This window comes from Clostridioides sp. ZZV15-6598 (genome assembly GCF_020657705.1).
Taxonomy (GTDB): Bacteria; Bacillota; Clostridia; order Peptostreptococcales; family Peptostreptococcaceae; genus Clostridioides; species Clostridioides difficile_F.
The window spans coordinates 25009-34789 of sequence record NZ_JAGWCS010000034.1; the positions used below are offsets into that span (position 1 = coordinate 25009).

At 27.3% G+C, this 9781-nt stretch carries 19 protein-coding genes; 11 read left to right on the top strand and 8 right to left on the bottom strand.

Annotated features, from left to right (window positions below; genetic code table 11):
* Window positions 1–64 precede the first annotated feature (64 nt).
* Window positions 65–973, top strand: a complete 909-nt coding sequence (gene cysK, locus KGF50_RS08850) for a cysteine synthase A (protein WP_227827445.1) — start codon at window positions 65–67, stop codon at window positions 971–973.
* A gap of 26 nt (window positions 974–999) precedes the next feature.
* Window positions 1000–1590, top strand: coding sequence for a serine O-acetyltransferase EpsC (gene epsC, locus KGF50_RS08855; RefSeq protein WP_227827446.1), 591 nt, complete (start codon window positions 1000–1002; stop codon window positions 1588–1590).
* A gap of 88 nt (window positions 1591–1678) precedes the next feature.
* Here the strand turns inward: epsC and KGF50_RS08860 are convergent, their stop codons facing one another.
* The 4 genes from KGF50_RS08860 to KGF50_RS08875 form a co-directional block, all read right to left on the bottom strand.
* Window positions 1679–2725, bottom strand: coding sequence for a site-specific integrase (locus tag KGF50_RS08860; RefSeq protein WP_227847719.1), 1047 nt, complete (start codon window positions 2723–2725; stop codon window positions 1679–1681).
* 33 nt (window positions 2726–2758) lie between these two features.
* Window positions 2759–2941 (bottom strand): SHOCT domain-containing protein, encoded by a 183-nt coding sequence (locus KGF50_RS08865; protein WP_227847720.1) that lies wholly within the window; start codon window positions 2939–2941, stop codon window positions 2759–2761.
* 195 nt (window positions 2942–3136) lie between these two features.
* Complete coding sequence (locus KGF50_RS08870; RefSeq protein ID WP_227847721.1) at window positions 3137–3472, bottom strand: hypothetical protein; 336 nt, start codon at window positions 3470–3472, stop codon at window positions 3137–3139.
* A 131-nt stretch (window positions 3473–3603) separates the two neighbouring features.
* Window positions 3604–3861 carry a helix-turn-helix domain-containing protein gene (locus tag KGF50_RS08875; protein WP_227847722.1) on the bottom strand — a complete coding sequence of 86 codons (258 nt, stop codon included), beginning with the start codon at window positions 3859–3861 and terminating at the stop codon, window positions 3604–3606.
* Between the two features lie 346 nt (window positions 3862–4207).
* Here KGF50_RS08875 and KGF50_RS08880 point away from each other — a divergent pair, with 346 nt between their 5' ends.
* On the top strand, window positions 4208–4348 hold the full coding sequence (locus KGF50_RS08880) for a hypothetical protein (RefSeq protein WP_227847723.1): 141 nt from the start codon (window positions 4208–4210) through the stop codon (window positions 4346–4348).
* 44 nt (window positions 4349–4392) lie between these two features.
* On the opposite strand, the gene KGF50_RS08885 is transcribed toward KGF50_RS08880, so the two are convergent.
* Window positions 4393–4758 carry a helix-turn-helix domain-containing protein gene (locus KGF50_RS08885; protein WP_227847724.1) on the bottom strand — a complete coding sequence of 122 codons (366 nt, stop codon included), beginning with the start codon at window positions 4756–4758 and terminating at the stop codon, window positions 4393–4395.
* Between the two features lie 165 nt (window positions 4759–4923).
* Here KGF50_RS08885 and KGF50_RS08890 point away from each other — a divergent pair, with 165 nt between their 5' ends.
* Window positions 4924–5115 (top strand): helix-turn-helix domain-containing protein, encoded by a 192-nt coding sequence (locus tag KGF50_RS08890; protein WP_227847725.1) that lies wholly within the window; start codon window positions 4924–4926, stop codon window positions 5113–5115.
* 206 nt (window positions 5116–5321) lie between these two features.
* On the opposite strand, the gene KGF50_RS08895 is transcribed toward KGF50_RS08890, so the two are convergent.
* The 3 genes from KGF50_RS08895 to KGF50_RS08905 form a co-directional block, all read right to left on the bottom strand.
* Window positions 5322–5564 carry a helix-turn-helix domain-containing protein gene (locus tag KGF50_RS08895; protein ID WP_227847726.1) on the bottom strand — a complete coding sequence of 81 codons (243 nt, stop codon included), beginning with the start codon at window positions 5562–5564 and terminating at the stop codon, window positions 5322–5324.
* An 86-nt stretch (window positions 5565–5650) separates the two neighbouring features.
* On the bottom strand, window positions 5651–5926 hold the full coding sequence (locus tag KGF50_RS08900; RefSeq protein WP_227847727.1) for a helix-turn-helix domain-containing protein: 276 nt from the start codon (window positions 5924–5926) through the stop codon (window positions 5651–5653).
* Window positions 5927–6110: 184 nt separating this feature from the next.
* Window positions 6111–6452 (bottom strand): helix-turn-helix domain-containing protein, encoded by a 342-nt coding sequence (locus tag KGF50_RS08905; RefSeq protein ID WP_227847728.1) that lies wholly within the window; start codon window positions 6450–6452, stop codon window positions 6111–6113.
* Between the two features lie 165 nt (window positions 6453–6617).
* On the opposite strand from KGF50_RS08905, the gene KGF50_RS08910 reads away from it, so the two are divergent.
* The 7 genes from KGF50_RS08910 to KGF50_RS08940 all read left to right on the top strand — a co-directional run.
* Window positions 6618–6809 (top strand): helix-turn-helix domain-containing protein, encoded by a 192-nt coding sequence (locus tag KGF50_RS08910; RefSeq protein ID WP_021400132.1) that lies wholly within the window; start codon window positions 6618–6620, stop codon window positions 6807–6809.
* Between the two features lie 32 nt (window positions 6810–6841).
* Window positions 6842–7300 (top strand): helix-turn-helix domain-containing protein, encoded by a 459-nt coding sequence (locus KGF50_RS08915; protein ID WP_227847729.1) that lies wholly within the window; start codon window positions 6842–6844, stop codon window positions 7298–7300.
* 3 nt (window positions 7301–7303) lie between these two features.
* Entirely contained in the window at window positions 7304–8056 is a 753-nt protein-coding gene (locus KGF50_RS08920; RefSeq protein ID WP_227847730.1) for a Rha family transcriptional regulator, read from the top strand.
* A gap of 46 nt (window positions 8057–8102) precedes the next feature.
* Window positions 8103–8309: a hypothetical protein gene (locus KGF50_RS08925; protein WP_227847731.1), complete on the top strand. Its 207-nt coding sequence runs from the start codon at window positions 8103–8105 to the stop codon at window positions 8307–8309.
* A 3-nt stretch (window positions 8310–8312) separates the two neighbouring features.
* On the top strand, window positions 8313–9218 hold the full coding sequence (locus tag KGF50_RS08930) for a hypothetical protein (protein ID WP_227847732.1): 906 nt from the start codon (window positions 8313–8315) through the stop codon (window positions 9216–9218).
* A 23-nt stretch (window positions 9219–9241) separates the two neighbouring features.
* Window positions 9242–9469: a hypothetical protein gene (locus KGF50_RS08935; protein WP_227847733.1), complete on the top strand. Its 228-nt coding sequence runs from the start codon at window positions 9242–9244 to the stop codon at window positions 9467–9469.
* Between the two features lie 97 nt (window positions 9470–9566).
* Window positions 9567–9781: YqaJ viral recombinase family protein (locus tag KGF50_RS08940; protein WP_227847734.1), on the top strand; the 215-nt coding region annotated here is incomplete at its 3' end.

Sequence of the window (9781 nt, forward strand, 5' to 3'; positions counted from 1 at the left end):
AATACTATAATATATTTATCGTTATCAATTTGATAATAGATTTGGACATATAGGAGGAAGTAGTATGTTATATAATAACGCATTAGAGTTGATAGGAAACACACCTGTAGTAAGGTTGAATAATTTAGGATGTACTAACGGGTGTTCTAACATATATGTAAAATTAGAAAAAGTAAATCCAGCAGGAAGTATAAAAGATAGAGCAGTTTATGAAATGCTAGAAGGATTAGAAAAAAGAGGAGAATTAAAAAAGGGAGATGTACTAGTAGAAGCAACTAGTGGAAACACTGGCATTGCATTATCCATGATAGGAAGATTAAAGGGGTATGAAGTAGTAATAGTAATGCCAGAGACCATGAGTATCGAGAGACGAGATTTAATGAAGGCTTATGGAGCAAATTTAGTACTTACAGATGGAAAAGCTGGAATGGCAGGTTCTATAGAAAAAGCAAATGAACTATTGAGAGAAAATCCAAACTATAAAAGTTTGAAACAATTTGAAAATAAAGACAATCCAAACGCACATTATAAAACAACAGCAGTTGAAATTATGAATGATGTTAAAGATTTAGATATATTTGTATGTGGAGTTGGAACAGGTGGTACTTTAATAGGGACTGCGAGATATTTAAAGGAGCAAAATCCAAATATAAAGGTAGTTGCACTTGAGCCAAAAAAATCTCCAGCTATATCAGAAAATAAAACTGGACCTCATAAAATACAAGGAATAGGAGCTAACTTTGTTCCTGAAAATTATGACTCTAGTGTAGTAGATGAAGTAATATTAGTGGATGATGAAGATGCCTTTGATACAGTTAAATTACTTGCATCAAAGGAAGGAATTTTGGTAGGTATATCTTCTGGAGCAAATATATTTGGTGCTATGGAAATGGCAAAAAAATATCCAAATAAAAAGATAGTAACAGTAGCTCCAGATGGAGTAGATAAATATATGTCCATGGGAATTTTTTAATAATTTTATTTGAGGGAGTGAATACTTTGTTTAAAAAAATAAATAAAGATATTGAATATATAATGAAAAATGATCCAGCAGCTAGATCTAAAATAGAAGTTTTTTTACTATATCCATCAGTGCATGCAATGATAATGCATAGAATAGCTCATTTTCTTTACAAGAAGAAGATGCTTTTTACAGCTAGATTAATATCACAGATATCCAGATTTATGACTGGTATAGAAATACATCCTGGGGCTAAAATGGGAGAAGGTATTTTGATAGACCATGGAATGGGTGTTGTAATTGGTGAAACAGCAGAAGTGGGAAATAGAGTAACAATATATCAAGGAGCTACTTTGGGAGCTACAGGAAAGGATACTGGAAAGAGACATCCAACTGTTGGCGATGATGTATTAATTGGAGCTGGAACAAAAATACTAGGACCTTTAAATATCGGTTCTAATTCAAAAATTGGTGCAAATTCAGTTGTTGTTAAAGATGTACCTAACGGAGCCACAGTTGTTGGTATACCAGCAAAAATAGTGAAAATAAGAAATCTAGAACCTGTAAAAAAGAATAAAAGAGAAGTATCCTACGAATACGAAGAGTTAGACAATGTATATTATATATAGTAATAACACAATTGTTAACCAAAACCTACAATCGTTGCAGTTACAACGATTGTAGGTTTTATATTTTATCTGTGATACTATTATGATACTATTTGTTTAAAACTTCAAGTTTTTGTGCGATTTCTATCTGTTTATTAGGATATAAATGAGAATATATATTCCATGTTGTTTCAACTTTTTCATGTCCTAAGTGTTCAGCTATAGTTAATATATTGATATCCATATTTGCAAGCAAGGAAGCGTGGGAATGTCGTAAATCATGTACTCTAATTTTTTTCACAGAAGCTAATTCAGCACATCTTTTCAGTTCTAAATTTAAATAAGCTCTTGAAAATTTAAATATTCTTTCATTTTCTCTTAAATCATATAATTTAGAAATATAATCCTTAATCTCATTATATAAAAAAAATGGAATAGTAACAACACGTTTACTCTTAGCGGTTTTTGGAGATGAAATAATATCCTCTCCTTTTAATTTCATATAACTTTTATTAATATTTAATTCTGTTTCAGAAACATCTTGAGGAGTAAGGGCTAGTAGTTCTCCTAATCTTATTCCACTCCAAAATAAGATTTTAAAAGCTATGTTTGCATCATCTTTATTTTCAAATTTAATAAAGTTCTTAAATTCCTCTAAAGTCCAAAAGTTCATTTCCTCTGCGTTTTTTTTACCTATACTACCCACTAGACTTGCGTGGTTTTTGTCTAAATCATAGTATTTTACTGCATAGTTTAAAATTGCCACTAGCTGGCTATGTATTGTTTTGATATATGTTTGACTATAATCACTTTTCAATAATTCATTCTGCCATTTCCGAACATGTATACCAGTAATTTCATTTATCTTTAACTTGCCCAAAAATGGGATAAGCTTCAATTCTATTATATGTTTCTTGCAATTCATAGTTGAGATTTTTAATCTTGTTTCCATATCCGTCAAATATTCTTCTGTAAGGCTTTTAAATGTCATATCTGTGCTCATTTGCTTTTGATTTAAAAATTCTCTTTCAAATTCTAAAGCTTCTTTTTTAGTTTTAAAACCTCGCTTAGTTTTCTTTTTCTTATCTCCATTAAAGTCTGTGAAATAAAAACTAGCAAACCATGTTTTGCGAGACTCATCTTTGTAGGCAGGCATTTATGTCACCTCTTTGGTCATAATATTTATACTTTACACATTTAATAATTCTTTTTTCTTTTTATCAAACTCATCTTCTGTTATTACACCAATATCAACTAAATTTTTAAATTTAAGTATTTCATCAGCAACACTACTATTGTTTTGATGTATTATAGCCTGAGATTGAACATTAGTTTTAGGTTTATAATTATCTATGTAATCTTTTATTTGCATTGCATAAGCTATTTCTTGTTGACTATAAAAAGGAATTGAATTTTCATCTTTAATGGCACCTTTTGAACCATTTCTAACTTCTGAGCTACCTTTTATAATAAATTGAATATACCTAGCACCAACACCACTTGTTTTAAGTTCTACAGCACTTATATTTTCTATCTTAATTGTTTTAGATGAATTTCCACCTCTATTTTAATAATTGACAAAACCTCTACTAGTTATTGTTATTAAATCATTGTTAATTTCAACATAAAATTTACCATAACTTTTAAATTCATATGCTCTTTTATTTTTCTGTTCTTCCTGTCTTTTAGCAACAGCTTCTTCACTAGTAAGTCTTTCAATTTCTTTTTTATGTTTTTCTTCCTGCTCTTTCAATTGTTTATTTGCAATGTCTTCTATTTCACTAGAGTTGAAATTTAATTGTTCTAATTTCTTTTTTAGAGATTTATTTTCTAATTTTATATTATTGAAATTTTTCTTTAAATTTTCATATTCAGTTTTTAACTCTCTATATTTTTTCTCCATGTCTTTAATATAATCACTTTTACTTGGTCCTAATATTCCTACTATTACAATCCTCCATTAGTTATAATTTTACTTTAATTATATTACAAGGCTGATTAATAATAAATCTTTAAATATGAAAAAAGAACTGATTATTTATTTATCAGTTCCTTTTTCATATTATTCAAATGTTTTCTTTCTTTGTCAAAAAAATATTCTGCTAGTTCGAGCGTATCTATTTCTAAAGCATCAGACAGCAGAATTATCTTTGTAGAAGAAATACTATGAATAAATTCATCTTTTTCTAGTCTTGAAATATAACTTTGACTAATTCCAGTCAATTTGCTTAATTCTTCTTGTGTAAGCTGTCTCTTCCTTCGATATTGTTTTAATGATAATGACATATTCATACAAGATTAAATTGTAGTAGTAATAATGATTATTTTCAATAGTAATAGGTAAAAAAATATAGTAAATATTGTAAAAAAGTATCGGAAATATTCCTCGTACGGATATTTTTCTAGTCGATTTATGTGTTAATATTTAATTAAGAAAGATTAGTATACAAAAAACTTTAATAAAAGAGATTAAAATTTCAAAAATTGTTGATATATACAAAAAAAATATAATAATTATCATTTTTTACGATTTTATACATGTAGAATACGTGATAAAATAAAGTTGGATACAAAGGTATGAATATTCAGAAAAAAATATCGGTTAAGTTATTTATAATAAAACAAGGGGGATGGTAATATGCAAGATGATAAAGAAAGGCTTGTTGATATTATAAGGATGTTAAAAGATAAAGATGGAAAGGATTATGAAAATTTCGTAAAAATTATAATGATTCTAATGAAAAATAAGGAAATAATTAAAAAAATATATTTTTATTAAAATCAATAAAAATAAAAATACATTGAGTTATAGCCAATGTATTTTTATTTATGTTTATTCTCTAAGGAATCAAGTATTTTTAAAATAGCTTCCCTATCTTCTTTATCTAATTCAGCTATTTTAAATATACTTTCCCTATCTTCTTTATCTAATTCAAATATTGCATCAACTATCTTTTTTATCTCATTATCTATTTCTTCCGATAAAGTATTCAGATTTCTACCTAAAAGAAAATCAACAGAAACATTAAAATAAGTTGCTAGTTTATCGAGCAAAACTGCGTCAGGCATTCTTAAGTCTCTCTCATATTGTGATAAAGCTTGACTTGTAATATTAAACACTTTTGCCAATTCAACTTGTTTAATATTATTATCTTCTCTTAGTTTGCGTAATCTACTTCCAAAAGTCATATGAAAACCTCCAAAATAAACATTTTGTTTACTATAGTATATCACAGGTAAAAATTTTACTAAAAAAATTAAACAAAATGTTGTTTTAAGTATTGACTTAAACGTTATGTTTGAATACAATATAAATATATTAAACAATATGTTTAAAAAATAGGAGTGAAAAAAATGAATAAACTAAAAACTATTAGAGAAAATCAAGGTCTAACTCAAACACAAATGGCTAAAATACTGGGTATTTCTCGCCAAAGATATTTTATGTATGAGCATAATAAAAGAAATTTTCCTATAAAATATGCTTTTAAAATATCTAAGATGTTTAATATTGAGTTAGGAGAAATTTTTTTAGATATAAATTAAACATTATGTTTAAATAATTAAATATTTAAACTAATTATACACCAGAAAAGGGGTCATTTAAATGTCATATCAGTACCAAAATATCTATCAATTAAGTAGAGAGAATACTAGTATTACTCAATAAAAGTAAAAAAGGATACTTATTAATTATAAGCATCCTCACATGAGTTATAAAGTTTGCAATCATTCAATAAATTCAACAAATATTAATTAATATCAATATCTAAATCTTCGAAAAAAGAGTGATTGAAAAAATCAATAATTGTTATATCTAAAGCATCACAAAGTTTTTTAATTGTACATATACCAAGGTTTTTACTTTTACCTTTTAAAATACTATCTATTGTAGATTGAGTAACACCTGCCATTGTACATAATTTATTTACTGTAATATCATTTTCTTGACATAATCCTAATATTCGTTTAGATATTGCTGTTAATAAAGACATAATAAACCTCCATAGATAGCATAAATAGCATCTATTGCAGAAACAAAATAATGCTAGTTAAAATTAACCAGCAAAATTAATCTTTTTTAATGTTTTAGAAATATGGATAAAGCTTGCAATTGTTCTTCTGATAAATTTTTGCTAGCTTCAATAAAATCTTGAAGGTAATCAGGTAAGTCAATGCTGGATTCATCATTAAAAAAATCAGACAAAGATATATCTAATGCAGAGCAAATTTTCTCAATGGTATTAATAGATACTTGATTTCTTCCAGATAGAATACTTTGAAGCGTTGATTGAGTTAATCCTGCTTTAGGTGGCAAGTTTATTTGTACTATATCCCTTTTTATCTCGTAATTCAATTATGCGTTGAGTAACATCCATGTAAACACATCCAATCCTTAACGTAAATATAGTATGACAGTTATATGGAGATAAAAGCACTTTGAAAATCAAAATAAAACACTTAAAAGAGGTGATTAGGTACAAAATAGTAAGTAATAATATGCCTGTCTAAAAAGTTATAAAAGAGCAGGCATGTAGTAATTACTCTGTATCATTTCCTTTTTCTAGCATTTTATCAGCTAAATCCTCAACCTTACTTATAAATTTGATTTGGTTACGCTCATTGAATTTATGTAATAGGGATAGAATCTCTTTTTCATTTTCTGAAAATAATGGTTTTGTATTGGAGTTTTGTTGTTCTCCAAAAAGTAAATAATCAGCTGAAATATTGAATTTCATGCAAATATTTGCAAGATATTCAGATTTGATATTATTTTTTTTCCAAGTTGATAGATTTCCAGTGCTACCAGTGATTTCTTTACAAAGAGCTGATATGGTAATATTATTTTGTTTACATATTTTTTCTAACCTTTCATATAACACAAAATACCTCCTGAAAAATAATTGCAAAATATCGCAATAAATATATTGATTTATGCAAATATTTGCAATATAATATAACTATAATAACAATTACTTACGACAACAAATTGTTATACAAACTTAATTTTACCACAAATAAACACACTAATAAAGAAGGTGATAATAATGAATAAAAAATGTTTACCAAAATGGAGCAAGGAAGTTAAAAAAGCCATGATAGATAGAGATTTGAAACTAGATGATTTATCAGAGGAATTAGGGTTATCAAAATATCATCTATCAGCAGTAATTAACGATAGACTAAAAAGTCCAAATGCAAAAGAAGCAATTTGTAAGTATTTAAAAGTAAAAGGTTAATTATAGTATAACTTTTCAAAGAGGTGATTTGAATGTCATATGAGTACCAAAATATTTATCAAAAAGCAAGAGAAAATACCAATTTAACACAAGAAAAAGTATCAGAACTACTAGATATATCAGTAGAGAGCTTAAGAGCATATGAGAACGACAAGAGGATACCAAACAATCAAATAGTATCAAAAATGGTTTCTATTTATAACAATAATTTATTAGGTTATGAGCATGTGAGAAGGACTACAGAAGCAGGAGTAATGTTTTTACCAAAATTGGAAATGAAAAGTCTTTCAAGTATAACTTTGAAGTTACATAAAGAAATAAAAGATTATTTAAAAAAAGAAGATGATTTCATAGATATAGTTGAAGATGATGTAATAGATGAAGATGAGGAAGATGTTTGGAATGATGTTATGGAAAAGCTAGAAGGTATATATGAAGCTATTTTAAAATTAAAGTTTTCAAGAAATACAAAAATATCAAAGGAGGTATAAAGTATGAATGACCTAACAATAATCAACCAAAATAATCAATTCTTAGTTGAGAGTAGAGAAGTAGCAGAAATAACAGAGAAAGACCATAACCAATTGTTAAGAAGTATAAGGGGATATATAAGTGTATTAGAGCAGAGTGCAAAATTGCACACTGATGATTTTTTTATTGAAAGCACTTACAGAAATGAAAATAATCAGATGTATCCTTGTTACTTATTGACTAAAAAAGGCTGTGATATGGTAGCTAATAAAATGACAGGAGAAAAAGGAATAATTTTTACAGCTACTTATGTAACTAAGTTTGAAGAAATGGAGCAAGAGTTAAAAGAACAACAACCCAAATTACCAACTACATATAAAGAAGCATTACAACAATTATTAATCGAAGTTGAGGAAAAAGAACAATTACAATTAGAGAATCAAACAATGAAACCGAAAGCAGACTACTTTGATGCTTTAGTAGAAAGAAATTTACTTACTAACATAAGAGATACAGCAAAAGAACTTGGAGTCAAAGAAAAAGTATTTATTTCATGGTTAATAGAGAAGAAATATTGTTACAGAGATTTAAAAGGAAAGATAAAGCCTTATTCTAATAAAATGCAGTACTTTGAGTTGAAAGAGTTTACAACACCGCATGGGCATTCAGATACTCAAACATTAATAAATCCAAAAGGAAGAGAAGCGTTTAGATTATTACTTATAAAGGATGGATTAGTAAGAGAAAAAGAATGTCAGATAACTTTATTAGGCTAGCACTTTGAAAACTAAATACAGAATATTTTGAAAGTAGGTGTATTGTATGGCAAAAGCAGTAGCTAAAGAACAATTGTTTTATAGGGCAAAAGATATAGCTAAAATTTTAGATGTATGTGAAGCAACCGCTTATAAAATAATTGGAGAATTAAATAAAGAATTAGAAAAAGAAGGCTGGAAGACTTTTTCTGGCAGGGTATCAGTAACTTATTTTAAAGAAAGATATTGTTATAAAACAAAAAGGGGGGCATAAAAAATGGAATGTATAAATTGTATAGATAGAGAAGTAGTGGAGCTAAACTTGAATAAGGATAATATAAGAAGATGTAATGAGTTGAGTCATTTTGAAGCTGGAAATTGCATTGCAAAGGATGCAAAGATAGCTTTTGAAAGTTTTGATTGTAATTTTAATTACAATGATGAATATACAAAAGAACAATTAGAGTACATACAGTTAAGAAAAGCAGGTTTTAAAGGATTAATAGAAAAAATCTACAACGAAAAGTTAAATAGAAGAGCAAATTTTGTACCTGTTACAGTTGCAGGACCAGCTAGATATAACTATGAAAAAGCTGATAAACAAACTGATATGATAATGAAACGTAATTTTGAGTACTCTGAGGTTATAAAAAAATTTATTGAAAATACAAAGAAGAATTTAGAAAAAATGACACCTATAGAAAAAATTTTAGAAGCATATCGAACTGGAAGTTTTGAATATGGAAAGGCAATAGAAACAAGTGATATATATGCAATAGAAAAATTGGAAGCTAAATTAGTTTATTTTGAAAATTTACAAAAAGACATGAAAGAAGCAAATAAAAAGGCTAGAAAAGATAAAAAAGAACAGCCCTATGAACCTTTTAAATTAACAAATAACAATAAAAGAATAAGAGATATTAAAAAAAGGATTGAAGAAGTAAAAGAACATAAAGAGTTAAGAAAATTAGAAGGGTTTAATTTTAATGGTGGAGAGGTATTTGTCAATTATGACATTGATAGATTGCAAGTATTCTTTGATGAAAAACCAAATTTGGAGTTAAGAACTAGACTTAAAAAACATGGATTTGTATGGTCACCAAGAGAAATGGCATGGCAAAGACAATTAACTAAGAATGCTATGAGAGTAGTTAAAGATATGTTTCCTAAAGTAACTATATAAAAAAGAATAGAGGTGATTCAATTATGAATAATTCAGTAGATAAATTTGATTTAGATAGAATCAAAGTAGGAAGTGCAATAAAAATAAATTGCAAAAGATTCGGTTTTGAAATTGATTACATTGTAGTAGTAGCAACAGAAAATGAGTTGAATTTAGCTTACTATGACAAAGAAAGAGGATGTATGGAGTATCAAGCATTAACAACAGAAGATGTTAAAGATGGTGATTATGAGGTTGAAAATTTAAATTAGGAGGAAATAAAATGGTAGGTTTATTTCAATAAAAAAAGTGCTGGTCAAAGTAACCAACACATACAAAAACTTAACTTATTTAGGAGGATACCATAAAATGAATAAAAATTCAAGTCGGAGAAAATATTTAGATGCTTTTGTAGTAACTGATACTAAAAATATAGATAAAATTGATTGGCTTAAAAATAGACAATTAGGAATAGGAGGTAGTGATGCGTCAGCAGTAGCAGGGTTAAATCCTTGGAAAACTTCTGTCCAGGTATATATAGAAAAGAAAGAAGAAATACCAATAGAAACTAAAAGTTTCAGAAT

Bases quoted from the DNA above. Each gene is read 5' to 3' on its own strand.
- KGF50_RS08895 (WP_227847726.1), bottom strand. From the start codon at position 5,564: ATGTCTTTATTAACAGCAATATCTAAACGAATATTAGGATTATGTCAA.
- KGF50_RS08875 (WP_227847722.1), bottom strand. From the start codon at position 3,861: ATGAATATGTCATTATCATTAAAACAATATCGAAGGAAGAGACAGCTT.
- KGF50_RS08890 (WP_227847725.1), top strand. From the start codon at position 4,924: ATGAATAAACTAAAAACTATTAGAGAAAATCAAGGTCTAACTCAAACA.
- KGF50_RS08880 (WP_227847723.1), top strand. From the start codon at position 4,208: ATGCAAGATGATAAAGAAAGGCTTGTTGATATTATAAGGATGTTAAAA.
- KGF50_RS08930 (WP_227847732.1), top strand. From the start codon at position 8,313: ATGGAATGTATAAATTGTATAGATAGAGAAGTAGTGGAGCTAAACTTG.
- KGF50_RS08935 (WP_227847733.1), top strand. From the start codon at position 9,242: ATGAATAATTCAGTAGATAAATTTGATTTAGATAGAATCAAAGTAGGA.
- KGF50_RS08870 (WP_227847721.1), bottom strand. From the start codon at position 3,472: ATGGAGAAAAAATATAGAGAGTTAAAAACTGAATATGAAAATTTAAAG.
- KGF50_RS08925 (WP_227847731.1), top strand. From the start codon at position 8,103: ATGGCAAAAGCAGTAGCTAAAGAACAATTGTTTTATAGGGCAAAAGAT.
- KGF50_RS08915 (WP_227847729.1), top strand. From the start codon at position 6,842: ATGTCATATGAGTACCAAAATATTTATCAAAAAGCAAGAGAAAATACC.
- KGF50_RS08920 (WP_227847730.1), top strand. From the start codon at position 7,304: ATGAATGACCTAACAATAATCAACCAAAATAATCAATTCTTAGTTGAG.
- KGF50_RS08910 (WP_021400132.1), top strand. From the start codon at position 6,618: ATGAATAAAAAATGTTTACCAAAATGGAGCAAGGAAGTTAAAAAAGCC.
- KGF50_RS08865 (WP_227847720.1), bottom strand. From the start codon at position 2,941: ATGCAAATAAAAGATTACATAGATAATTATAAACCTAAAACTAATGTT.
- KGF50_RS08885 (WP_227847724.1), bottom strand. From the start codon at position 4,758: ATGACTTTTGGAAGTAGATTACGCAAACTAAGAGAAGATAATAATATT.
- KGF50_RS08860 (WP_227847719.1), bottom strand. From the start codon at position 2,725: ATGCCTGCCTACAAAGATGAGTCTCGCAAAACATGGTTTGCTAGTTTT.
- cysK (WP_227827445.1), top strand. From the start codon at position 65: ATGTTATATAATAACGCATTAGAGTTGATAGGAAACACACCTGTAGTA.